At 73.4% G+C, this 22,361-nt stretch carries 20 protein-coding genes and 1 pseudogene; 6 read left to right on the top strand and 15 right to left on the bottom strand.

Features of this window, described 5'->3' with window-relative positions:
* Positions 1–15: 15 nt before the first annotated feature.
* On the bottom strand, positions 16–1,464 hold the full coding sequence (locus ACIRPX_RS30055) for a PLP-dependent aminotransferase family protein (protein WP_404201056.1): 1,449 nt from the start codon (positions 1,462–1,464) through the stop codon (positions 16–18).
* Between ACIRPX_RS30055 and ACIRPX_RS30050 the strand changes: the two genes are divergently transcribed.
* Both ACIRPX_RS30050 and ACIRPX_RS30045 read left to right on the top strand, forming a co-directional pair.
* Positions 1,463–2,380: a DMT family transporter gene (locus tag ACIRPX_RS30050; RefSeq protein WP_404201054.1), complete on the top strand. Its 918-nt coding sequence runs from the start codon at positions 1,463–1,465 to the stop codon at positions 2,378–2,380. The two genes, ACIRPX_RS30055 and ACIRPX_RS30050, sit on opposite strands and share 2 nt — an antisense overlap.
* Positions 2,381–2,472: 92 nt before the next feature.
* Positions 2,473–2,667 carry a DUF1918 domain-containing protein gene (locus ACIRPX_RS30045; RefSeq protein ID WP_384253410.1) on the top strand — a complete coding sequence of 65 codons (195 nt, stop codon included), beginning with the start codon at positions 2,473–2,475 and terminating at the stop codon, positions 2,665–2,667.
* A gap of 1 nt (position 2,668) precedes the next feature.
* Here ACIRPX_RS30045 and ACIRPX_RS30040 read toward each other — a convergent pair whose 3' ends face one another.
* Entirely contained in the window at positions 2,669–3,892 is a 1,224-nt protein-coding gene (locus ACIRPX_RS30040; RefSeq protein WP_404201052.1) for a glycoside hydrolase family 10 protein, read from the bottom strand.
* Positions 3,893–4,067: 175 nt separating this feature from the next.
* On the opposite strand from ACIRPX_RS30040, the gene ACIRPX_RS30035 reads away from it, so the two are divergent.
* Together ACIRPX_RS30035 and ACIRPX_RS30030 are read left to right on the top strand one after the other, a co-directional pair.
* Positions 4,068–4,943, top strand: a complete 876-nt coding sequence (locus ACIRPX_RS30035; RefSeq protein ID WP_404201050.1) for a 3-hydroxybutyryl-CoA dehydrogenase — start codon at positions 4,068–4,070, stop codon at positions 4,941–4,943.
* Positions 4,944–5,170: 227 nt separating this feature from the next.
* Positions 5,171–5,428: a hypothetical protein gene (locus tag ACIRPX_RS30030; protein WP_404201048.1), complete on the top strand. Its 258-nt coding sequence runs from the start codon at positions 5,171–5,173 to the stop codon at positions 5,426–5,428.
* 81 nt (positions 5,429–5,509) lie between these two features.
* Here ACIRPX_RS30030 and ACIRPX_RS30025 read toward each other — a convergent pair whose 3' ends face one another.
* From ACIRPX_RS30025 to infC, 10 genes and pseudogenes are all read right to left on the bottom strand, one after another.
* Entirely contained in the window at positions 5,510–6,049 is a 540-nt protein-coding gene (locus ACIRPX_RS30025) for an NUDIX hydrolase (protein ID WP_404201046.1), read from the bottom strand.
* 75 nt (positions 6,050–6,124) lie between these two features.
* A complete protein-coding gene (locus ACIRPX_RS30020; RefSeq protein WP_404201044.1) occupies positions 6,125–7,465 on the bottom strand; it encodes a transcriptional regulator in 1,341 nt (446 codons plus the stop codon).
* A 279-nt stretch (positions 7,466–7,744) separates the two neighbouring features.
* A complete protein-coding gene (locus tag ACIRPX_RS30015; RefSeq protein ID WP_404201042.1) occupies positions 7,745–8,839 on the bottom strand; it encodes a PP2C family protein-serine/threonine phosphatase in 1,095 nt (364 codons plus the stop codon).
* A gap of 196 nt (positions 8,840–9,035) precedes the next feature.
* On the bottom strand, positions 9,036–11,579 hold the full coding sequence (gene pheT, locus ACIRPX_RS30010; protein WP_404201040.1) for a phenylalanine--tRNA ligase subunit beta: 2,544 nt from the start codon (positions 11,577–11,579) through the stop codon (positions 9,036–9,038).
* A complete protein-coding gene (pheS, locus tag ACIRPX_RS30005) occupies positions 11,579–12,700 on the bottom strand; it encodes a phenylalanine--tRNA ligase subunit alpha (RefSeq protein ID WP_404201038.1) in 1,122 nt (373 codons plus the stop codon). The genes pheT and pheS overlap by 1 nt, the downstream gene beginning before the upstream one ends.
* 135 nt (positions 12,701–12,835) lie before the next feature.
* A complete protein-coding gene (locus ACIRPX_RS30000; RefSeq protein WP_404201036.1) occupies positions 12,836–13,963 on the bottom strand; it encodes an ATP-binding protein in 1,128 nt (375 codons plus the stop codon).
* 54 nt (positions 13,964–14,017) lie between these two features.
* Positions 14,018–14,866: a TrmH family RNA methyltransferase gene (locus ACIRPX_RS29995; RefSeq protein WP_404201034.1), complete on the bottom strand. Its 849-nt coding sequence runs from the start codon at positions 14,864–14,866 to the stop codon at positions 14,018–14,020.
* Positions 14,867–14,962: 96 nt separating this feature from the next.
* Entirely contained in the window at positions 14,963–15,346 is a 384-nt protein-coding gene (gene rplT / locus ACIRPX_RS29990; protein WP_004933571.1) for a 50S ribosomal protein L20, read from the bottom strand.
* A 101-nt stretch (positions 15,347–15,447) separates the two neighbouring features.
* Entirely contained in the window at positions 15,448–15,642 is a 195-nt protein-coding gene (gene rpmI / locus ACIRPX_RS29985) for a 50S ribosomal protein L35 (protein WP_007829094.1), read from the bottom strand.
* Positions 15,643–15,753: 111 nt separating this feature from the next.
* Positions 15,754–16,426: pseudogene (gene infC / locus ACIRPX_RS29980) on the bottom strand (translation initiation factor IF-3).
* A 345-nt stretch (positions 16,427–16,771) separates the two neighbouring features.
* Here infC and ACIRPX_RS29975 point away from each other — a divergent pair.
* On the top strand, positions 16,772–17,131 hold the full coding sequence (locus ACIRPX_RS29975) for a DUF1844 domain-containing protein (RefSeq protein ID WP_404201032.1): 360 nt from the start codon (positions 16,772–16,774) through the stop codon (positions 17,129–17,131).
* A gap of 91 nt (positions 17,132–17,222) precedes the next feature.
* Here ACIRPX_RS29975 and ACIRPX_RS29970 read toward each other — a convergent pair whose 3' ends face one another.
* Positions 17,223–17,951 (bottom strand): SseB family protein, encoded by a 729-nt coding sequence (locus ACIRPX_RS29970; RefSeq protein WP_404201030.1) that lies wholly within the window; start codon positions 17,949–17,951, stop codon positions 17,223–17,225.
* Positions 17,952–18,101: 150 nt separating this feature from the next.
* Between ACIRPX_RS29970 and ACIRPX_RS29965 the strand changes: the two genes are divergently transcribed.
* Positions 18,102–19,061: a serine hydrolase gene (locus ACIRPX_RS29965; RefSeq protein WP_404201028.1), complete on the top strand. Its 960-nt coding sequence runs from the start codon at positions 18,102–18,104 to the stop codon at positions 19,059–19,061.
* Here ACIRPX_RS29965 and mycP read toward each other — a convergent pair whose 3' ends face one another.
* Both mycP and ACIRPX_RS29955 read right to left on the bottom strand, forming a co-directional pair.
* A complete protein-coding gene (gene mycP / locus ACIRPX_RS29960; RefSeq protein WP_404201026.1) occupies positions 19,062–20,264 on the bottom strand; it encodes a type VII secretion-associated serine protease mycosin in 1,203 nt (400 codons plus the stop codon).
* Positions 20,261–22,282, bottom strand: a complete 2,022-nt coding sequence (locus ACIRPX_RS29955) for a hypothetical protein (protein WP_404201024.1) — start codon at positions 22,280–22,282, stop codon at positions 20,261–20,263. The genes mycP and ACIRPX_RS29955 overlap by 4 nt, the downstream gene beginning before the upstream one ends.
* Between the last annotated feature and the right edge of the window lie 79 nt (positions 22,283–22,361).

The following is a 22,361-nucleotide window of genomic DNA, read 5'->3' as shown; positions in this document are numbered from 1 at the left end:
CGCGGCCCGCCGGGGTCACGCGCGGCGCGGCGCGCGCACCTCCTCGAACGCCGTCCGCAGCCGGCGAACCCCCTCCGTGATCTCTCCGGCCCCCGCGACCGCCGCGAAGCTCAACCGCACGTGTGCGGCCGGGGGTTCGGCACTGAAGTAGGGGCGGCCTGGGGTGAGGGCGACGCCCGCGCGCAGGGCGGCGGAGGTGAGGGCGAGTTCGTCGGTGCCGTCGGGGAGGCGCAGCCACAGGTGGTAGCCGCCCGACGGGATGTGCGGGAGGGCCAGTTCGGGCAGCCGCAGGCGCAGAGCCGCCGTCATCGTGTCCCGGCGGGTCTTCAACTCGGCCGAGATGAAGCGGAGATGACGGGGCCAGGCCGGGGAGCCGACGAGTTCCACGGCCGCTTCCTGCAGCGGCCGGGGCACGAAGAAGGTGTCGACGATCTGGATGGCGCGCAGCCGTTCCAGCACCGGCCCGCGGGCGGCGAGCGCGCTCACCCGGAAGCTGGGCGAGGTCGCCTTGGTCAGGGAGCCGACGTGGACCACGACGCCGTCGGGGTCGTCGGCCGCCAGCGGGCTCGGCAGCGGGCCGGCGTCCTCGTGCACGAGCCGCCGTACGAAGTCGTCCTCGACGACGAACGCCCCGGCCGCGCGGGCGATGCGCAGCACCTCGGCGCGGCGGTCCGCGGCGAGGACCGCGCCCGTCGGGTTCTGGAACAGGGGCTGGCAGACGAAGACCCGGGCGCCGGTGGCACGGAACGCGTCGGCGAGCAGGGACGGTCTGACGCCGTCCTGGTCCACCGGGACGGGGACCGGGCGCAGACCGGCCGAGCGCGCGATCGCCAGCATGCCCGGATAGGTCGGGGACTCGACGAGCACCGGGGCGCCCGGCGGGGCCAGGGCGCGCAGGGCCGTGGTCAGGGCCGACTGACCGCCCGCGGCGATCAGCACCTCGGCCGCGGTGACACCGCCGCCGATGCCGCGCGCGAACCACTCCCGCAGCTCCGGCAGCCCCTCCAGCGGCGGCCGTCCCCAGGCACCGGGACGGCGGCCCGCCCGGGCCAGCGCCGCCGCCAGCGCCCGCTCCGGCTGCAGGGACGGGTGCAGGTAGCCGCCGTTGAACTCGACGACCCCGGGCGGCGGCGCGGCGAGCGACACGACCACGCCGGACGCGTCGACCGTGCGCGGTACGAGGTCGGCGGCCCCGTCCGCGCTCAGGGCCACCTCCTGCCAGGAGGTGTCACCGGCCGCGGCGCCCCTGTCCCGCGGCTCGGCACGGAACGCGCCCGCGCCCGGCCGGGTCACCACCAGTCCCTCGGCGGCCAGCCGGGCCAGGGCCCGCGAGACGGTCACCGGGCTGACCCGGAACCGCTCGACGAGGGAACGACTCGACGGGAGCTTTCCACCGGGAGAGTAGCGGTCAAGCTCCCCTCGCAGCTCATCCGCCAGCTCACCGACGCTGCTACGCTGTTGCATGAGAGCACAGAATAGCGCTACCGCCTCGGAGCGGATAGCGGTGACGGCCCCGCCGGAGGCGCCGGCCGTCGGCGGCACGCTCCAGGCCGTCCTCGGTGTGACCGCCTTCTCCCTCACCTTCCCCGCCACCGCCTGGGGGCTCGAAGGCTTCGGGCCCTGGTCGCTGGTGGCCGTCCGCAGTGTGCTGGCCGCGCTCATCGCGGGCGCCTGTCTGCTCGCCGCACGGGTGCGGTTGCCGGGCCGGCGCCACTGGGCCCCGCTCGCGGTCGTCGCCGCCGGGGTCGTGGCCGGCTTCCCGTTGCTCACCACGCTCGCGCTCGAGACCTCCTCCACCGCGCACGCGGCCGTCGTGGTGGGACTGCTCCCGCTCACGACCGCCCTGTTCTCCGCCCTGCGCACGGGCCACCGGCCCTCGCGCACCTTCTGGACGGCGGCCCTCGCGGGCGCGGCCGCGGTCGTCGCCTTCACGGTGCAGCAGAGCGGCGGCGCGCTGACCACCGCCGACCTCTTCCTGTTCGCCGCGCTGCTGGTGTGCGCGGCCGGCTACACCGAGGGCGGCCGGCTGGCCCGGGCCATGCCGGGCTGGCAGGTCATCGGCTGGGCCCTGGTCCTGTGCCTGCCGCTGAGCGTGCCGGCCGCGGCGCTCGCCCTGTCGTACGAGCCCGTGCGGCTGACCGCGCACAGCGTGACCGGAGTGCTCTGGGTCGCGGCGGGCTCGCAGTTCCTCGGCCTGGTCGTCTGGTACCGGGGCATGGCGGCGATCGGCATCCCCCGGGCCAGCCAGTTGCAGTTGGCGCAGCCGCTGCTCACACTGGTGTGGTCCGTGCTGCTGGGCGAGCATCTGACGGCCGCCGCACCGCTGACGGCCGCGGCGGTCCTCGTGTGCATCGCCGTCACCCAGCGGGCGCGGGGCTGAGCGGCGCGCACGCGCCGGTCCCAACCCGGGGCCCGCGCCGTAGACTCGGCCACGGACCGCTGCTCCCGCACATCGGTGAGGAGGCCCTTCACATGCAGGCAACCGTGGGCGACCAGCTTGTCCAGCACGGCAGGGTGGTCGGACAGCACGACAAGGTCGGCGAGATCGTCGAAGTCCTGGGACCGGAGGGCACTCCGCCGTTCCGCGTCCGCTTCGAGGACGGGCACGTGGGCGTGTGCTCCCCCGGCCCCGACACCGAGATCCGGCACAAGGAGACGCAGCAGTAGATCAGCGCGGGGGCCTCGCCGGCCGGCGGTAGTGGTCGGCGACCACCCGTGCCATCGCCCCGGCACGGTCCGCCGCCACGTCCCGGGCGGCGAAGTAGACGTGTCCGCGCACCTGCGGGTGGCGCCGCGCCAGGGCGAGATGCCGGGAGAGCTCCGCGGGGTCCTGCCAGGCCGCACCCTGCGCCGGGTCGCCGGCCCGGTACAGCGCCTCCCCCACGTAGAGCCGGGTGCCGGTGCCGCGCGCGACCTCCGCCCACCAGGGCACGAGCGTGGCGTAGTCGGCGGCGGCGAACCCGATGTTCCAGTAGACCTGCGGGCAGATGTAGTCGATCCAGTGCTCGCGCACCCATCTGCGGGTGTCCGCGTGCAGGTCGTCGTAGGTCTGCACGCCCGCCCGGGTGTCCGAGCCGAGCGGGTCGGTCGCGGCGTTGCGCCACACCGCGAAGGGGCTGACGCCGAACCGCGTGCCGGGCCGGGTCCGCCTGATGCGTGCGGCCATCTCCAGCACCAGCCGGTCGACGTTGTCGCGGCGCCAGGCCGCCTTGCCGGAGAAGCCGCCGCCGTGGCTGTCGTAGGCCGCGTCGTCGTCGAAGACCTGGCCGGCCACCGGGTACGGATAGAAGTAGTCGTCGAAGTGCACGGCGTCGACGGGGTACTTGCGGACGGCGTCGAGCATCGCGTCCTGGACGAAGGCGCGCACCTCCGGCAGCCCCGGGTTGTAGTAGAGCTTCCCGCCGTAGGGCACCACCCAGTCGGGGCGCAGGCGCGCCGGGTGGGTGGGGGCGAGCCTCGTCAGGTCCGTGTGGGTGGCGACGCGGTAGGGGTTGAACCAGGCGTGCAGTTCCAGACCGCGGTCGTGCGCCTCCCGGACGGCCGTCTCCAGCGGGTTCCAGCCGGGGTCCCGGCCCTGGGTCCCGGTGAGGAACGCCGACCAGGGCTCGTAGGGCGAGGGCCACAGCGCGTCCGCCGCCGGACGCACCTGGAACATCACGGCGTTGAGGCGGTTGCGCACCGCCAGGTCGAGCAGCCCGGCCAGCTCCGCACGCTGCTCGGCCGGGGTCAGTCCCGGGCGGGAGGGCCAGTCCCGGTTGGCCACGGTGGCCACCCACATCCCCCGCATCTCGGCTGCCGCGTCGCGGCGCCGCGGCGCCGCGGTCCCGTCCGGCGCCCCCGCCAGGGTGGCGAGCGCGGCCAGCGTGAACGCCCTGCGCGAGACTCGGCCCATCGTCGGGGCACCCCCATACAGTAAGGATCCGCACGGTCACGGATGGTTTCCGCGGCCCAGGATGCCCGTACCCGGACGATCGATCATCGATACTTGGGAGTAACGTGCACGATCGGAGCAGGGGCCGAACCAGCGGAGACCTGCCGCCCACCCGTAGATCAGCGAAGGGAACGATGTGACTGACATCCCGGCGGGAGACATTGCGCGCGTCGGAGTTGTGGGCTGCGGCCAGATGGGAGCCGGCATCGCCGAGGTGTGCGCCCGTTCCGGACTGGAGGTCAAGGTCGCCGAGACCACCGGCGAAGCCCTGGAGATCGGCCGCACCCGGCTGTACAACTCCCTGGGCAAGGCGGCCGAGCGCGGCAAGATCACCGAGGAGGAGCTGGACGCCACGCAGGCGCTGCTCAGCTTCACCACCGACCTCGGCGAGTTCGCCGACCGGGACCTGGTGATCGAGGCCGTGGTCGAGAACGAGCAGGTCAAGACGGAGATCTTCCAGGTCCTCGATCAGGTCGTGACCCGGCCCGACGCGATCCTGGCCTCCAACACCTCCTCGATCCCCCTGGCCAAGCTCGCGGTCGCCACCTCGCGCCCCGACCAGGTCGTCGGCATCCACTTCTTCAACCCGGCGCCCGTGCAGAAGCTGGTGGAGCTGATCCCGGCGCTCACCACCTCCGAGGACACCCTCGGCCGCGCCCAGCTGTTCACCGAGAAGGTGCTCGGCAAGCACGCCATCCGGGCCCAGGACCGCTCCGGCTTCGTGGTCAACGCCCTGCTGATCCCCTACCTCCTGTCCGCGATCCGGATGTTCGAGTCGGGCATCGCCAGCCGCGAGGACATCGACAACGGCATGGAGCTCGGCTGCGCCCACCCGATGGGCCCGCTGAAGCTGTCCGACCTGATCGGGCTGGACACGGTCGCGTCCGTCGCGTACTCGATGTACGAGGAGTACAAGGAGCCGCTGTACGCCGCTCCCCCGCTGCTCCAGCGCATGGTCGACGCGGGCCGGCTCGGCCGGAAGTCCGGCTCGGGGTTCTACAGCTACCGCTGACGCCCGCGCCCCGGCCCGCCGCACCCTGCGCGTTCCAGGGTGGCGGCTACACAGTGCGACGAACGCGGGCCCGGCACCTTTCGAGGTGCCGGGCCCGCGCCATTCACACACCGTGTGCGCCGCGGGCCCGCATATGCCGTTCGCACACGCTCCCCTCCCGTCCACCAGGCGAGTTGACTCCTCATGCGCATGCAAGGGATGTGCCGACTACGGAAAGGAGCGGACCCGTGACCGCCGACCCCGAGCATCCCGTGGTCCAAGGAGAACTCGCAGAGTTACGCCGCCGCCTCGACGTCGCCTACGCACGCGTCGAGGGAGGACTCGCTCTGCTCAACCACCGGACCGAGGAGACCGACAAGGAGATGGACGACCTGAGCGCACGGATCATCGTGCTGGAGCACGCCCGCTGGCCGCTGCCCGCGATTGCGGCCCTGACCGCCGTGGGCGCGCTCGTGGCGACGATATGGCAGGCCCTGGGCCACTGACACCGGACCAGGACGCGGGAGGATCGGGGCCGGCCCGGACGGACCTGCCTCACCCGTCCACAACCTGCCGGGGCGGAACACCTAGGCGTCCTGCCCGAGCCTGAGGTGGTGCAGGTACAGTAACGCGGCCGCCATGTTGGCGGCCGGGACCTCTCCGCGGGCGATCATGTCGGGGACGAGCTTGAGGGGGACCCATTCCCGGCGGTCCGACTCGAAGTCGTCCACGGGATGCCCGACGTATGCGCCCTCGTCGGCCCAGTAGATGTGGTGCCGGGCGTCGGTGAGGCCGTTGGACGGCTCCACGCTCATGAGGTGCTGCAGAGGTCCCGGCCGCCAGCCGGTCTCCTCCTCGAGTTCCCTGGCGGCCGCGGCGGCGATGTCCTCGCCGTCCTCGACCACACCGGCCGCGAGTTCCCACCCCCAGCTGTCGGTGATGAAGCGGTGGCGCCACAGGAGGAGGACTTCGTTGGCCTCGTTCACCACCGTCGCCACGGCCACGGGCCGCAGCCGTATCAGAAAGTGATCGAGATGCCGGCCGTCCGGCAGCTCGACGTCCGCGAGATTCACGTCGAACCAGCGGTTCGCGTACACGGTTTGTTCGTTCTGTTTCGTCCACTGCACGGTTCTGCCACCTTCCGTCGAGTAAGTGGCAATATCGCAGCAGGGACTGTGGTTCGGCGGTGCCGGGAAACCGGTCTACAGCGGTACGCGCAGTGCGCCGTCGATGAGTTCGGCCGCCTCCGAGGTACCCGCGCAGCCGCTGCGCACCAGGTGTTCACGTACCGCCCGGAGTCTGTCGCGCAGTCGCTGGGACTCCATTCCGCGCGCCTGTTCGGCCATCTGCACCGCGGTGGCCACGGCTTTGTCGGCGTTGCCCCGGCGCAGTTCGATCGTGCTGAGCATGGCGAGCCGGTGCACCCGGCCCCGGTCGTGCGCCGGATTGTCGACGGCGGCCGCCGCGTGCTCCCCCGCGGCCACGAGTTCGCCGAGGCTGAGCAGCGCCTCCGCCACCTGGACGTTGACCAACCCCGGTTGCACATAGCCGGTCTCGTCGGGCTCGTACCCGCGCCGGATACGTTCTGCGGCCTGTTCGGCCCGCCGGATGCAGGACAGCGCGGTCGTGCCGTCGCCCAGGTGCGCGTACGCCTTGGCCTGCATCGCGTAGAGGTCGCAGGCGAGGGCCGGGGTGATGTGCTTGCCCGCGGCCCGCAGCGCGGCCTCCGCGAAGGCGACGGCCTGCCGGTACTCCCGCATGAACAGGGACTGGTTGACCAGCAGCGCGATCACATACGCCCCCAGTCCCCGGTCGCCGCTGGCCTTGGCCAGCCGCAGCGCCTGGTGGAAGTAGCGCTGGGCGAGACCGTGCGCGTCGGAGTCGTAGGCGCAGATCCCCGCGATCGCCACCAACCCGCCCGTCGCCCGGTGCAGTTGACGCCCCGTGGCGTCGGTGTAGCTGCCGCGCAGCAGCGGGGCGGCCTCGGCGTTGAGGAAGCCGACGATCCTGGTGCGGGTCGCGATGCCGCCGGCCTTGCGGTACATCTGCTCGTAGTGGGTGCGGGCGGCGCGCAGCATCTCCAGGTCGGCGGGGGTGACCCGGTGCCGGCCGCCGCGCGAGACGTCGACGTCCTCGGGCGGGTTCTCCCACTCCCACACGGGCATGACCGCGGGCGTGCCGGTCACCGCGGGCGCGCCCAGCAGATGCGGGCGCTGCTGCTCGTCGGAGCGCCACAGCGCGGTCGCCCGTTCGACGAAGCCGGAGAGGGAGGTGCCGTGCGGCGCCGACGGTTCACCGGGGACGCCGAGGCCGATGTCGTCGAGGGTGACGGGGCGGTGCAGCCGGCCCGCGAGGACCTCGCAGATCAGGTCGGGCACCTGACCGCGCGGCCGCTGCCCCTTCAGCCACCGTGCCACGGCGGTGTGTTCGTAACGCAGCGCGAGACCCCGCGCCCGCCCCGCCTGATTGACGTGTGCTGCCAGCCCCGCATGCGAGATCCCGGCCTCGTCCAGGATCGCGTCGAGCAGAGTGTTGGGCTGCATGGGTGCCCCCCGGGTGGCTCGGTGCCCGTCAGACTAGTGCGAGCGGCTTCACACGGGGTGTGAACGGAGTGCTCGAATCCGCAGTGTGCGCGCGCTGTCGCGGAGAGTTTCCAGCCGGTTGACTGAAATGCCTCGCAAAGAGGCCGGCCGGGCCGCCGGCTCCCCCTCGTACAGTGCGGTGGCCCGTTCTCGCGCCGTCCGCCCAGCTGCCTGCCCGACACTCCGTGGCGGGGCGGACGGCCTGCCGGCGGCCGGGCCACGTGGCCGAGCGCCATGGCGTCAGGGGCGCGTGGTCGGCTGCGGGTGCGTCGAGGCTGTTCGCGCAGTTCCCCGCGCCCCCACCGCCAGCTGCGGTCGGCGGTCGTTCGCCAGCGCGAGCAGGGCGACGTCGTCCGCCGGAGCTCCCGCCGTGTGGCGGAGCAGTGCGGTGAAGACCGATCCGAGGACCGCCTGGGGGACGGTCACGGGGGTGTCGCGCACATGTCGGGCCAGGACCTCGCCCAGCGGAAAGAACCGGCCACGGCCGTCCCTGGCGTCCTCCACGCCGTCCGTGTGGAGGAGCAGGGTCTCGCCGGGCAGCAGACGGCCGCAGTGCCGCACGTCCAGTTCGGGCGGGAGCGGGAATGGTCCGAGCGGAGGGAGGGGATCCGCTCGGACCATGGGCTCCGCCCGTCCCTCGCCGAGCAGATGGGGCCAGGGGTGCCCGCAGTTGAGAAGGCGCATCTCTCCGTCGGGCCCGATCTCCAGCAGCAGTACGGTGACGAACTCCTCGGCGACCGGGTGGTCCGGCTCCGCTCCGGCCGAGGGGTGCTCGCTGCGCGCCCGCTCGCGCAGATGCCGGGCCAGGGCGCGCTCCAGCCGCCTCAGCACGGAGCCGAGTTCGGGCTCGTCGTGCACCGCCTCGCGGAAGCTGCCCAGGACGGCGGCGACCGTGCTGACGGCGGCGAGGCCGTGTCCGCGCACGTCGCCCATCACGACCCGCACACCGTGCTCGGTCGCGATGGCCTCGTACAGGTCTCCGCCGATGGCCGCACCGCGGTCGGCGGAGACCTGGGCGGCGGCGACGCTGAGCCCCGCGATCCGCGGCGGCAGCGGTCTCAGCAGCGCGCTCTGCGCGACGCCCGCGACCCGGCGGGCCTCCTTCAGTTCCCGCAGCAGCGCGTGCCGGACGTGCAGGATCAGTCCCGTTCCGACGGCGAAGAAGACGGCGCTGGTGACGACCCGTGCGCCCAGACCGTTCTGCTGGGCCAGCGGACAGGCCAGTTTGTACGAGATCGCCATGGCGCCCCATACGGTGGGCAGCCCCAGCGCGAGCACCCGGCGCAGCGGCCGCCTCCCCGCGCCGCGGCGAACCCCGGGCTTGATGCGGATCATGCCGATTGGCCCCCCAAATAGGCCCCGACAGCACAGACGGACCGGCCCCTAGAGACCGGTCCGATTCTGTCCACCGCATGGCCTGACAGGGCCAGATCATCCGAGATTGTCACCCGAATGAGTGAGCACCCACAGGCCACTCGCATTTATGCAGGTGAGGGGCATATTCACCGGGTAACTGCGGCGTCTTGAGGGGCTAGCCCCGGAGCACAGCTCCCGTCCGTTCGCCCGCGAGGGCGACCGCCGCGTCCCGAGCGGCGGAGGCCTCCTCCACGGTCAGCGTCCGGTCCCCCGCGCGAAAACGCAGCGCGTACGCCAGCGACTTGCGGCCCGCGCCGAGCTGCTCGTCGTTCTCGTAGACGTCGAACAGCCGGATGCCTTCGAGGAGTTCGCCCGCGCCCTCGCGCAGCGCGGCCTCCACGCCGTGGTGCGGCACGGCCTTGTCGACGACCAGGGCGACGTCCTGCGTGGCCACGGGGAACGTGGAGATGCCGGGCGCCTGCGGGGTGTCGTTGCCGACCGCCTCCAGCACGTCCAGGTCGATCTCCATCGCGCAGGTGCGCGCCGGCAGGCCGAGCGCCTTGATCACGCGCGGGTGCAGCTCGCCGGCGTGGCCGACGACCTTGTCCGCACCGTCCGCGACGACCACCAGCTCGGCCGTGCGGCCCGGGTGCCAGGGGCCGTACTGCCCGCTGCGCACGGTCAGTTCGGCGCCGGCCTCACGGGCCACGGCCCGCGCGGCCTCGACGGCGTCCGCCCAGTCCGCCGGACGGCCCTTGCCCCACCAGCCGGCCTGCTCGCGGGCGCCGGCCAGGACGACGGCGGCGTGGCGCGGCTGCTCGGGCAGCGCGGCGTCGAGTTCGGCGATCTCCTCGTCGGTGGGCCGCCGGTCGACCGGCAGGGCCGCGGCGACCTGCTGCTCCTCGCGCGGCCGGAAGACCAGGCCGGTCTCGAAGAGGGCCAGGTCGTGCGAGCCGCGGCCGTCGTTGCGGCGCAGCGCGCCGAACAGGCCCGGCAGCAGCGACGTACGGAGCGCGGGCTCCTCGTCGTTGAGCGGGTTGGTCAGCTTCACCGCGCGGCGCGCCGGGTCGTCGGCCTCCAGCAGCAGCTGGTCGAAGACCTGCTCGCCGATGAACGGGTAGTTCGGCGCCTCGACGTAGCCCGCCCCGGCCAGCGCGCGGCCGATGCGGCGGTGCAGACGCTGACGGTGCGTCAGACCGCGGCCGGACGGCGGCTTGGGCAGGGTGGAGGGCAGGTTCTCGTAGCCCTCCAGGCGGATGACCTCCTCGGCGAGGTCGTTGATCTCCAGCAGGTCGGGCCGCCAGGACGGCACGGTGACGATCAGCTCGTCCTGCCCGTAGACGTCACAGCCGATCTCCTGAAGCCGCCGTACGACGGTCTCGCGGCCGTAGTCGACGCCCGCCACCTGGTCCGGGTGGTCGGCCGCGACGGTGATGGTGTGCGGCGCGGACGGCGCGACGACCTCGGTGACACCGGCCTCGGCGCTGCCGCCGGCGAGCAGCACCAGCAGGTCGACCGTGCGCTGCGCGGCGGCGGCCGCGGCCTGCGGGTCGACCCCGCGCTCGAAGCGGCGGGACGCCTCGGAGGACAGCTTGTGACGGCGGGCCGTGCGCGCGATCGACACCGCGTCGAAGTGCGCGGCCTCGATCACCACGTCGCTGGTGGCGTTCTCGGTGTCGTCGTGATCGGCGATCTCCGTGTCGGCGCCGCCCATGACACCGGCGAGGCCGATGGGACCGCGCTCGTCGGTGATCACCAGGTCCTCGGCGTCGAGCTCGCGCTCGGTGCCGTCGAGGGTGACGAGCTTCTCGCCGGGCTCGGCACGGCGGACGCCGATGGTGCCCTCGACCAGGGAGCGGTCGTAGGCGTGCAGCGGCTGGCCGAGCTCCATCATCACGTAGTTGGTGACGTCGACGGCGAGCGAGATCGGGCGCATGCCGACCTTCTGCAGCCGGCGCCGGAGCCAGATCGGGGAGCGCGCCTCGGGGCTGAGGCCGGTCACCGTGCGGGCGGTGAAGCGGTCGCAGCCCGCGGGGTCGGAGACCCGCACCGGGTAGCCGAAGGCGTTCGGGCCGGGCACGTCGATCAGCGCCGGGTCGCGCAGCGGCAGGCCGTAGGCGATGGCGGTCTCGCGGGCGACGCCGCGGATGGACAGGCAGTCGCCGCGGTTGGCGGTGACGGCGATGTCCAGGACCTCGTCGACCAGCTCCAGCAGCTCGACGGCGTCCTTGCCGACCTCGGTCTCCGGCGGCAGCACGATGATGCCCTTGCTGCCGTCGTCGCCCATGCCCAGCTCGTCGCTGGAGCAGATCATGCCGTGCGACGTCTTGCCGTACGTCTTGCGCGCGGAGATCGAGAAGCCGCCCGGCAGGGTGGCGCCGGGCAGGACCACGACGACCTTGTCGCCGACGGCGAAGTTGCGGGCGCCGCAGACGATCTCCTGGGGCTCACCGGTGCCTCCCCCAGAGCCGAACGCCTGGGAGGTGCCCCCAGCCTGGCCGACGTCGACGGTGCAGAAGCGGATCGGCTTCTTGAAGCCCTCCAGCTCCTCGATGGTCAGCACCTGGCCGACGACCAGCGGGCCCTTGAGGTCGGCGCCGAGGTGCTCGACGGTCTCCACCTCGAGCCCGGCCGCCACGAGCTTGTCCTGGACGTCACGGCCGGTTTCCGTCGCCGGCAGGTCGACGTACTCCCGCAGCCAAGAAAGCGGGACCCGCATCAGATCTCCATCCCGAACGGCCGGGTGAACCGGACGTCACCCTCGACCATGTCTCGCATGTCTTCGACGTTGTGGCGGAACATCAGCATCCGCTCGATGCCGAACCCGAAGGCGAAGCCGCTGTACTTCTCCGGGTCGACGCCGCAGGCCGTGAGCACCCGCGGGTTGACCATGCCGCAGCCGCCGAGCTCGATCCAGCCCTCGCTGGAGCAGGTGCGGCAGGGCCGGTCGGGGTTGCCGACGGACTCGCCCCGGCAGACGTAGCAGACCATGTCCATCTCGGCGGACGGCTCGGTGAAGGGGAAGAAGTTCGGCCGCAGCCGGGTCTTCATGCCCTCGCCGAACAGCGACTGGACCATGTGGTCGAGGGTGCCCTTGAGGTCGGCCATGGTCAGGCCCTCGTCCACGGCGAGCAGCTCGACCTGGTGGAAGACGGGCGTGTGCGTGGCGTCGAGCTCGTCGGTGCGGTACACCCGGCCGGGGCAGATCACGTAGACCGGCAGCTCACGGCTCAGCAGCGAGCGGATCTGGACCGGCGAGGTGTGGGTGCGCAGCACGACACCGGACTCGGTGCCGTCCTCGGGGCCCTGCACGAAGAACGTGTCGTGCTCGCCGCGGGCCGGGTGGTCCGGGCCGATGTTCAGGGCGTCGAAGTTGAACCACTCGGCCTCGATCTCGGGGCCTTCGGCGACCTCGTAGCCCATGGCCACGAAGACGTCCTCGATGCGCTCAGAGAGCGTGGTCAGGGGGTGGCGGGCGCCGGCCGGCACGCGGTCGTAGGGCAGCGTGACGTCCACCGCCTCCTCGACCAGCACGCGCGCGTCGCGCTCGGCCTCCAGCTCGGCCTGGCGGGCCCCGAGCGCCTTGTTCACCGCGCCGCGGGCCTGGCCGACCAGCTTGCCGGCGGCGGCCTTGGCGTGCGGGGGCAGCGCGCCGATCTCGCGGTTGGCGAGGGCCAGCGGCGAGGTGCCGCCGGTGTGGGCGACCTTGGCCTCCTGGAGCGCGTCGAGGGAGTCCGCGGCGGCGAAGGCGGCGAGCGCCTCGTCCCGCATGCGCTCGATCTCTTCCGGTTTCAACGCCTCGACCTCGACCGGGTCGTACGACTTATTCGGTGCCGACATCTCTTCCCGTGCTTCCGATTGGCTGGCTGACGTGCCCCGTCCCGACCTGGAGACGCCTCGTCTCCGGTGGCGGACGCAAAGGTGCCAAGGGCCGAGTCTAACGGGGTCGGAGTATGCGAATGCGCCCGTGGGCCGCTAGGCGAGATACGCCGGCGCCGCCACGGGCAACGTAAATCGGAACTCGGCTCCGCCCCCGGGGGCGCGGCCGACCGTGATGGTGCCGCCGTGGGCCTCGACGATGCCCTTGACGATGTAGAGCCCGAGGCCCGTGCCGCCGCGTTTGCTGCCCCGCCAGAAGCGGGTGAAGACGCGGTTCATGGATTCCTCCGGGATGCCGGGCCCCTCGTCGCTCACCGTGACCGACGTGCCGGCGTCCTCCCCCTCGCGCGGGGACGCCGTGGCCGTGATGTCGATCGTGACGGTTCCCTCGCCGTGCCGCACGGCATTTTCCAGCAGGTTGCTGAGCACCTGGTCGACCTTGTCGGGGTCGGCCCACAGCGCGGGCAGCGGCTGCTCCAGGCGCAGCAGGAAGCGGTCGGCGGGCTGGCCGGCGGCGACGTAGGCCTGGATGTGGCGTCCGACGGCCGCGCCGATGTCGACCGGCTGGCGCCTGACCTCCAGCCGCCCCGAGTCGATCCGCGAGATGTCGAGCAGCTCCGCGATCAGCCGGGTGACCCGGTCGGCGTCGGCGTCGACGGTCTCCAGCATCAGCCGCTTCTGGTCGTCGGTGAAGCGTTCCCACTTGGCGAGGAGCGTGGCGGTGAACCCCTTGACGGAGGTGAGGGGCGAGCGCAGCTCGTGGGCCACCGTCGCTATCAGCTCGGCATGGCTGCGCTCGGTGCGGCGGCGGGCCTCGGTGTCGCGCAGGGAGACCACGACGCGGCGGACCGGGCCGGTGGGCTCGCCGCGGACGTACCGGGCCGAGACGAGGACCTCCCGGCCCCCGGGGAGCAGCAGGTTCCGCTCGGGCTGGCGGACCCGGATGGCGAGGCCGCCGTAGGGGTCGGTCAGCTGCCACCAGCGGCGCCCCTCGATGTCCTCCAGCGGCAGCGCCTTCTCCAGCCGCTGCCCGAGGACGTGCGCGGCGGGGGCGGCGGTGATGCGCTCGGCCGCGGCGTTGAAGCAGATGACGCGGCCGTGCTCGTCGGCGACGACGAGGCCGTCGGGCAGCTCGTCGGGATCGATGCCGAGCCCGGCGAGGTCGCCGTGCCGGGGCGCGGGCGTGCGACGCGCGTCGCGTGCCCTGCTCGTGCCGACACTCATCCCCGTACCCCACCTCTCAGACGGCGCAGGTGGCCCCTCGGGCTGGTCACCCTACTAGCTCGTGGTGACGGAGCGGCACCCTCCGGAGGCGCGCTGTGCACGGGCCGACGCATAGAGACATACGGCGGCCGCGGTGGCGAGGTTCAGACTCTCGGCCTTCCCGTGGATCGGGACGCGCACCACGGCGTCCGCGAGTGCGCGGGTCTCCTCCGGGAGCCCCCACGCCTCGTTGCCGAACACCCAGGCGGTCGGCCCGCCCATGGTGCCCTGGTCGAGCTCGTCGTCGAGGTCGTCGGTCCCGGCGCCGTCCGCGGCGAGGATCCGGACGCCGACGCCCTTGAGCCCGGCGACCGCCTCCTGCACGGGGACGCCGACGGCGACCGGCAGATGGAACAGGGAGCCCACCGAGGCCCGTACGGCCTTGGGGTTGTAGAGATCGACGGAGGCGTCGGTCAGGACGACGGCCTCGGCCCCGGCGGCGTCGGCGCACCGGAGCACGGTCCCGGCGTTCCCGGGGTCGCGCACGTGCGCCAGTACGGCGACCAGCCGGGGCCGGGCGGCGAGGATCCGTGCGAACGGCGCGTCCAGGAACCGGCAGATCCCGACGAGCCCCTGCGGGGTGACGGTCGTCGAGATGTCGGCGACGACCTGCTCGGAGGCGAGGTGGACGCGGGCCCCGGCGGCACGGGCCTCGCCGACGATGTCGGCGTGGCGCTCCGCGGCCTCGACGGTGGTGAACAGCTCCACGAGCGTGTCCCGGTGCCCGGCCGCCTCCCGCACCGCCTGCGGCCCCTCCGCGAGGAACAGCCGCTCCTTGCTCCGGAAGTTCCTCCTGGCCAGCCGACGGGCGGCGGAGACGCGGGGGGAACGGGGGGAGATCAGCTCGGGGGTGGCGGAGGGCATGCGGTTCACCTTCGGCAGCTCAGGAAACAGCGGACCCGCAGGCTTCCTCAGCCTGCGGGTCCCTCATGTCACGTCGGCTCTGGGCCGGGATCGGCGTCAGGCCGCCTTCGGGGCGTTGACGTCGGCGGGCAGCGCCTTCTGGGCGACCTCGACCAGCGCGGCGAACGCGGTGGCGTCGTTGACGGCCAGCTCGGCGAGGATCTTGCGGTCGACCTCGACGTTGGCGGCCTTCAGGCCCTGGATGAAGCGGTTGTACGTGATGCCGTTGGCGCGGGCAGCGGCGTTGATGCGCTGGATCCACAGCTGGCGGAAGTCACCCTTGCGCTTCTTGCGGTCGTTGTAGTTGTAGACCAGCGAGTGGGTGACCTGCTCCTTGGCCTTGCGGTACAGGCGCGAACGCTGACCGCGGTAGCCGGATGCCTGCTCGAGGATCGCCCGGCGCTTCTTGTGGGCGTTGACTGCCCGCTTGACGCGTGCCACTTGTTAACTCCTTGTAGCGGGGCCGCGGGGGGACTCACACGGCCCGGAAACGATTGGGTCCCGGTCCAGACGTACGGCGCTCACTGCGGGCGCCGCCGACGTCACTTGCCGAGAAGCTTCTTGATCTTCTTGGCGTCGCCCGGGGCCATCTCGGCGTTGCCGGTGAGGCGGCGCGTCAGGCGCGACGACTTGTGCTCGAGCAGGTGGCGCTTGCCGGCGCGCTCACGGAGCACCTTGCCGGAGCCGGTGACCTTGAAGCGCTTGCTGGCACCGCTGTGCGACTTGTTCTTCGGCATGGCGCCGTTATCTCCTCGTCGGTGGCGTTCCGGTGCCCGGTCACAGAAACCGGGCACGGTGGAACGTCGCTCTTGTATCGGTTACGTCCTGGGGACTCGCGTCCCCGGGGGTCACGCTTCGGCAGGAGCCTCGGCAGTGTCCGTCGCGGTCTCGGCGTCCGCGGCGTTCTGCGACTTGCCGGGGTTGGCCTTCGCTTCGGCCTTGCGGGCCTCCTGCGCCTGGCGGGCCTCGGCCATCGCCTCGGTCTTCTTCTTGTGCGGACCGAGAACCATGATCATGTTGCGGCCGTCCTGCTTCGGGTTCGACTCCACGAAGCCGAGGTCCTGGACGTCCTCCGCCAGCCGCTGCAGCAGTCGGTAGCCCAGCTCGGGCCGGGACTGCTCGCGACCACGGAACATGATCGTGATCTTGACCTTGTCGCCCTGCTTGAGGAACCGGACGACGTGACCCTTCTTGGTGTCATAGTCGTGCGGGTCGATCTTCGGCCGGAGCTTCATCTCCTTGATGACCGTGTGCGCCTGGTTCTTGCGCGCCTCACGGGCCTTCATGGCCGACTCGTACTTGAACTTCCCGTAGTCCATGAGCTTGCACACGGGCGGACGGGCGTTCGCCGCCACCTCGACGAGGTCGAGGTCGTACTCCTGGGCAAGCTCCAGTGCCTTCGCGAGCGGGACGATGCCCACCTGCTCGCCACTGGGACCGACGAGTCGCACCTCGGGAACGCGAATCCGGTCGTTGATGCGGGGCTCGGCGCTGATGGATCCTCCTCGGTTAGCACCACACGGCGGTCTGGCGGACAGCCGCGTATGTCTTGTTTCGACAGACCTAACCGCACCGAAGCAGAAAAAATGCCCCGGACGATCACAGGCGGGACTCCGAGCACTACCGGAGCACCGCCGCGATGCCGCGGGGCGCACTTTCGGACGACTCCATCGTCCGTACGGAACGATGGTGGTCGCCTGACCGGGGTGACCCGCCGTCCCGGGGGACGGTCAGGTGGGAGATCGGAGCCTCCACTTGTGGGCCGGGCCGCGCGCTGTCGCGCCCGTCCGGCCGGTCGTCACACAAGGTTAGCAGCAACCCGGGGGTGGTGCGAACCGGCGTGCACCGGGCCCTATCGTGTGGGACATGAGTGACACCCCTCCTGAGTCCCCCGCCGACTTCGACGCCATGGCCCGTGACATCGCCGAGGTCCCCGCGGTCGAGGTGATCGTGACGGTCGCCGTCAACCTGATGAGCGCCGCCGCGGTGAAGCTCGGCCTGACCGAGGAGGGCGACAAGTACAAGGACCTGGACGAGGCGCGCAAGCTGGTCACCGCCCTCGCCGGGCTGCTGGAGGCGTCCGCGACCGAGATCAGCTCCTTCCACGCGGCCCCGCTGCGCGACGGCCTGAAGTCGCTCCAGCTGGCCTTCCGCGAGGCTTCGCTCGTGGCGGACGAGCCGGGCCAGGGGCCGGGCGAGAAGTACACCGGGCCGATCTACGGGTAGTGCCGCGGCCCGGGAAGGTCCGCCGGAGGGCCCGCGGCGCCGCGCCGGGCGTCGCCGGGCAGGGGGGACTTCCGCCGGCCGTCCTCGGTGATCACCGTACGTACAAGGGCTCGCCCGGCGGCGTCGCCCCGGCCGGCAGCAGTGCCAGGTCGAGGCCGCGCACCAGGCGGGCCCTCAGCGTCGCGTCGGCGGCCAGCCGCCCGGCGACCGCGCGGGCGGCCTCGTCGGGTGCGGCGGAGGCGTCGAGGACGAGGGCGAGGGTGCCGTCGGCCCGGCCGGGCCCGAGGTGGGCGCGCAGGACCGACGGCTCGGCCCGGACGGCGGCGCGGACCGCCTCCCGGACCGCGGGGTCGGCGAGCGGGTCGGTGGTCGTACGGCCCTCGGCGAGGGCGAGCAGCGCGGGTCCGGTCAGCTCGAACGGCACCGGCCCGGCCAGGTCCAGGACCACCGTGTCCGCCTTCTCGTGCGCCGCGGCCCGCAGGGCCTGGTGCAGCGGTACGGCGACGGGCCGGGCCGCCGGGTCCCAGCGGGCCAGCGCGTCGGTGGAGGTGAAGGCCGGCAGCGCGGTCCGGGACCCGGCCTTCAGGGTCGGCACGGCCATGTCGCTGGTCTTCTCGCGGCGCAGCCCGTTCTCGTCCTCCTCGGCCTCGCCCAGGACGGCCACCACGGGGACGAGGAGCCGGGCGCCCTTCAGCGCCCGGAGGACGGGGGCCACGGCGGTGCGGTCCTCGGCCCAGGCGGCGAGCGCCGCGCTCAGCGCGGGGTCGGCGGAGCCGTCGTCGTCCGAGAAGCCGGGGTCGGGAATGTTCTTGTTCGCCACGGTCACCGACCCTATAGGGGAGATGCTGCTGGGCTTGTGCGGCCCCGGAAACCGGTCGTTCACGGCCTTCACCGCTTTCTCAGAATCCGCTGACACACATCTAACGTCCGTCTAACGGCACGCACAGTCGGCGCCCCGAGCATCGCGGGCATGGAGTCCTCCAGAGCCCGCAGAGGCCGCCGCTCGCGCCCGCCCAGGACCCGGTCCCTGCTCCACGTCGCCCTCGCCGCCCTGACCGTGGTGGGCGGTACGGCCGCCGGGACGGTGTACGTGAAGGCCCAGGCGCACTCGGGCGCGGGCCCCGTATCGTCGTCGGCGACGGCGTCGGCCTCCCCCTCGGCCACGGCGGACGGGGAGGAATCCGTGGAATCCGTGACACAGGCGGCGGTCGACCACGACGCGCTGCTGAGCACCGCCATGGCGTCGGTGCCCGTCGAGGACGGCGCGGACGTGGCGGTGGCGGTGCTGGACCTCGGGTCCGGCGCGAGCGCCTCCTACGGGGACGGCGCCTTCGACACGGCGAGCATCGTCAAGGTCGACATCCTGGCGACGCTGCTGCTGCAGGCGCAGGACGCGGACCGGCATCTCACGGCGGCCGAGAAGGCGTACGCCACCGCGATGATCGAGAACAGCGACAACGACTCGGCGTCGGCGCTGTGGCGGACCATCGGCGGGGCGGACGGGCTCGACGCCGCCAACGAGCGGCTCGGGCTCACGGGCACCGAGGGGGGCGACGGCATGCTGTGGGGGCTGACCCAGACCACGGCCGCCGATCAACTCACGCTGCTGCGCCAGGTGTTCGGGGACGACTCGGAGCTGAGCGAGACCTCGCGGGCGTATCTGCAGGGGCTGATGGGGCAGATCGCCGCCGACCAGCACTGGGGTGTCTCGGCCGCGGCCGACGGCTCGCGGTGGGCGCTGAAGAACGGCTGGCTGGCCCGCAGCACGACGGGCCTGTGGGACATCAACAGCATCGGGCGCGTGACGGCCGACGGGAGCGACTGCCTGGTGGCCGTGCTGTCGAACGGCAACTCGACGAAGGCGAAGGGGATCTCGCTGGTCGAGGCGGCGGCCGAGGCGGCGGTCGGGGCGCTGGCCGCCGGCGGCTGACTACCTGCCCTCGTAGCGGCTGCGGCGGCCGCGCCACATGACCACGGCCATCACGAGCAGGACCCCGCCGAGGCTGCCGGCGAGCGGGGCGGCCCAACCGCTGGTGTCGTCGCCCGGCTCGGCGATGTCCGGGCCCGGGCCGAAGTACTTCTCGCCGTACGACGCGGCCCGGAGGCCCTCCGGCTCGAGGCGGCCGGCGGCCTTGATGGCGGCGGCCGGGTCGATCATGCCGAAGCCGCGGGAGTCGTCACGGCCGCCCGAGGGGGCGTTGCGGGCGGTGTCCTCCAGGAGCTGCTTGATCTGGGCGGGGGTGAGCCCGGGGTGCGCGGCCTTGATGAGGGCGACGGCGCCGGAGACGAAGGCCGAGGCCGCGCTGGTGCCCCACCCCTCGTAGTACTTGTGGTCCGGGTCGGCGATGACGATGTCGACGCCGGGGGCGCTGACCGTAGCGTACCAGCGGCGGGTGGAGAAGGAGGCGCGGGTGCCGAAGCGGTCCACGGCGGTCGCGGCGATGACGCCCGGATAGGCCGCCGGGTAGGAGACGTGGTCGCCCTTCTCGCCGCCGTTGCCGGCCGAGGCGACCACGGCGACGCCCTTCTCGAGGGCGTACTGGACGGCCTCGTCCTCGGCGGGTTCGGGGTGGGCGGAGGCGGAGTCGTCGCCGAGGGAGAGGTTGATGACGTCGGCGCCGTGGTCGGCGGCCCAGCGGATGCCTTCGGCGAGGGCGTTGCCGCGGGTGCCGCGCGCCTTGGTGCGGGCCGGGTCGCCGTCCTCGAGGATCACGCGGACGGGGAGGATCTTCGCCTCGGGGGCGACGCCCATGACGCCGTCGCCGTCGCCGGGACCGTGGCCGTGCCCGGCGATGATCCCGGCCATGGCCGTCCCGTGCCGGGCCCAGGCCCGGTCGCCCCGCTTCGCCCCGAAGCCGATCATGTCCTTCGCGGCCAGGACGTTGCCCGCGAGGTCGGGGTGGTCCGCCTCGACGCCGGTGTCGAGGACGGCGACCGTGATGCCCTTGCCCTCGGTGGTCCGCCACGCCTGCCGGGTGTGCAGGGCGTCGAGGGCCCACTGCTGGGCGCGTATGCCGTCGGCGTGCGCGACCGCGGGCGGGACGAGCGCGAGGGAGGCGGCGAGGAGGAGGCTCAGCGTGCCGAGACGGCGCTTCGCCCCCGCCCCGTCCCTCGGTGCGGTACGGCGCTTCACGAGGGCTTCTCCGTGGGCGAGGTGACGTCTTTGCGCAGGGAGCGCTCGATGCGGTCGGCGAGCCCCTGGGCCTCGTTGCCGAGGCCGGCCTGGGCGGGGGCCGAGGTGGCTCCGGACTGCGTGGCCTGCTCGGCCGGGACCGGCGTGTCGACGCTGCGGCCGTCGGCCCAGCCCGAGACCGCGTAGACGACGACGGGGGCGTCGGTGAGCACGGAGACGGTCCAGGAGGCGCGCTGCTCGGGGCCGAAGCGGGCGGCGGCGGTGCCCTTCTCGGCGTAGGGGCGGGGCATGAGGTCGGTGCGGGTGCCGAGCCCCTCGTTCCGGAAGCGCCTGGCGAAGGCGTCCATGGAGGCGGCGTCGGCCTTGGTGAACACCAGGCCGACGGTGGTGACGAAGCTCTGGGTGGCGTCGGTGTAGGTGGCGCGCAGCAGCCGCCGGCAGCCCAGGGGGGCGAGGGCCTTGCTCAGGAGTGGGTCGAAGGCGTTCTTGCAGCCGCTGTCCGGTGCGACGGCGACGCGTGTCCAGGTGCGGTCGGCGCCGCCGGGGCCGGCGCCCGTGCCCTGCACGGTCGGCGGGAACAGCCGGTCCACGGGCACGCTGTGCCAGAGGGTCCCGGCCGTGGCGTAGGTGTCCTGCGTGCCGCCTTCGCCGCCCCCGCCGACCAGCCAACTGCCGGTCACGGCACCGCCGATGAGGCCGAGTCCGAGCACGAGGCAGACGCCGGCGGCGGCCGTGCGCGGCCGCACCCGCACCCCGAGCGGACGCGGCCGGGCCTGCTCGTCGTACCCCTCGGGCTGCCCGAACGACACGACGGGCCGGGCCGGGCCCGGCGTCCGGCCGGGCGTGCCGGGTGCGCTCCAGGACAGTGCGGGGTCGGGTCCCACGGTGTCCGGTGCGGGGGCCGGCGGGGACGGTACGGGCGGGGCCTCCGCGGGAGGTGGGCGCAGGCGCCCGGTGGACTCCTGGGTGCTCTCCACGGGGGCGCTCGTGCGCTGCGGCGCGACCGTGGGGCGGTGGGCCGGGCGGGGCGGCACGGTCGCGGCGGGCGCGTCCGGGCCGGTGCCCTCGCGCCGCCGTGCACGCCGCTCCGCACCGGGCTCCTCGCGCCCGGCCGCCGGCGGGGCGTCCGGGAAGCGTGCCGACGCCTGCGGCGGGGGCGGGGGCGGGGGCGGGCCGACGGGCGCCCGCAGACTCGGGAAGCGCGGCCCGCGCTCAGGTGCGCGGGTTCCCGGCGTACGGATGTCGGAACCGCTGGCGTCCGGGGTGCGGGTGTCCCGGGCGGGGGCGTCCTGGGTGCGGGCGTCGCGGGCGTTGGTGTCCCGGGCGCCGGTGTCCGGGGGGCGGGCGTCGCGAACGCGGGTGTCCCGGGCGTTGGGGTCCGGGGTGCGGGGGTCCCGAGCGCCGGTAGCCCGAGCGCGGGCGTCCCGAGCGCCGGTGGCCGGAGTGCGGGCGTCCCGAGCGCCGGTGGCCCGAGCGCGGGCGTCCCGAGCACCAGTATCCGGAGTGCGGGTGTCCCGGGCGCCGATGTCCGGCGTGCGGGCGTCCCGAGTGCGGGCGTCCCAAGCGCCGGTGGCCCGAGCGTTGGCGTCTCGAGCACCGGTATCCGGAGTGCGGGTGTCCCGGGCGCCGATGTCCGGAGTGCGGGCGTCCCGGGCGCCGATGTCCGGCGTGCGGGCGTCCCTAGCGTTGGTGTCCCGAGCGCCGGTGGCCGGGGTGCTGGTGGCCGGGGGGCGGGTGGGGTTCTGGGAGCGCTCCGTGTCACGGTCCGGGGCGGGTCCGGTGCCCGGCCGCTCCGCCGGGACCTCCTCCTCGGCAGGGCCGGCGGAGCCGCGGCGGGCGAACGCGTCGAACGGTTCGGAGGTGCGCCACGGGGACCAGACGCCGTCGGACCCGGTGGTGCCGGACCCGGTGGTGCCGTCCTCGGTGGGCGCGGGTTCGGGGGCCGCCGGGTCCGGGCCGGCCGCCGGGGGCCTGGACGGACGTGGGGGGATGGAGGCGTGCTGCGCTTCCGTGCTCATGCACCCCCCGTTTCCTCGCGCCCGGACCGACTACCTGTACGCGGGCCGCCGTCCGTGCGCTCAACCGGCCGACGCCGGG

The organism is Streptomyces sp. NPDC101225 (assembly GCF_044767585.1).
In the GTDB taxonomy this organism is placed as follows: Bacteria; Actinomycetota; Actinomycetes; order Streptomycetales; family Streptomycetaceae; genus Streptomyces.
Note: the sequence above shows the minus strand (reverse complement) of the source record. Positions and strands in the feature narration are given on the sequence as shown.

Coding starts and splice junctions, on each gene's coding strand:
- ACIRPX_RS30045 (WP_384253410.1), top strand. CDS start 2,473: ATGCAGGCAACCGTGGGCGACCAGCTTGTCCAGCACGGCAGGGTGGTC.
- rpmI (WP_007829094.1), bottom strand. CDS start 15,642: ATGCCGAAGAACAAGTCGCACAGCGGTGCCAGCAAGCGCTTCAAGGTC.
- ACIRPX_RS30055 (WP_404201056.1), bottom strand. CDS start 1,464: ATGCAACAGCGTAGCAGCGTCGGTGAGCTGGCGGATGAGCTGCGAGGG.
- ACIRPX_RS30050 (WP_404201054.1), top strand. CDS start 1,463: ATGAGAGCACAGAATAGCGCTACCGCCTCGGAGCGGATAGCGGTGACG.
- pheT (WP_404201040.1), bottom strand. CDS start 11,579: ATGCGGGTCCCGCTTTCTTGGCTGCGGGAGTACGTCGACCTGCCGGCG.
- ACIRPX_RS30015 (WP_404201042.1), bottom strand. CDS start 8,839: ATGATCCGCATCAAGCCCGGGGTTCGCCGCGGCGCGGGGAGGCGGCCG.
- ACIRPX_RS30040 (WP_404201052.1), bottom strand. CDS start 3,892: ATGGGCCGAGTCTCGCGCAGGGCGTTCACGCTGGCCGCGCTCGCCACC.
- pheS (WP_404201038.1), bottom strand. CDS start 12,700: ATGTCGGCACCGAATAAGTCGTACGACCCGGTCGAGGTCGAGGCGTTG.
- ACIRPX_RS29965 (WP_404201028.1), top strand. CDS start 18,102: ATGGAGTCCTCCAGAGCCCGCAGAGGCCGCCGCTCGCGCCCGCCCAGG.
- ACIRPX_RS29955 (WP_404201024.1), bottom strand. CDS start 22,282: ATGAGCACGGAAGCGCAGCACGCCTCCATCCCCCCACGTCCGTCCAGG.
- ACIRPX_RS29995 (WP_404201034.1), bottom strand. CDS start 14,866: ATGCCCTCCGCCACCCCCGAGCTGATCTCCCCCCGTTCCCCCCGCGTC.
- ACIRPX_RS30020 (WP_404201044.1), bottom strand. CDS start 7,465: ATGCAGCCCAACACTCTGCTCGACGCGATCCTGGACGAGGCCGGGATC.
- ACIRPX_RS30000 (WP_404201036.1), bottom strand. CDS start 13,963: ATGAGTGTCGGCACGAGCAGGGCACGCGACGCGCGTCGCACGCCCGCG.
- ACIRPX_RS29975 (WP_404201032.1), top strand. CDS start 16,772: ATGAGTGACACCCCTCCTGAGTCCCCCGCCGACTTCGACGCCATGGCC.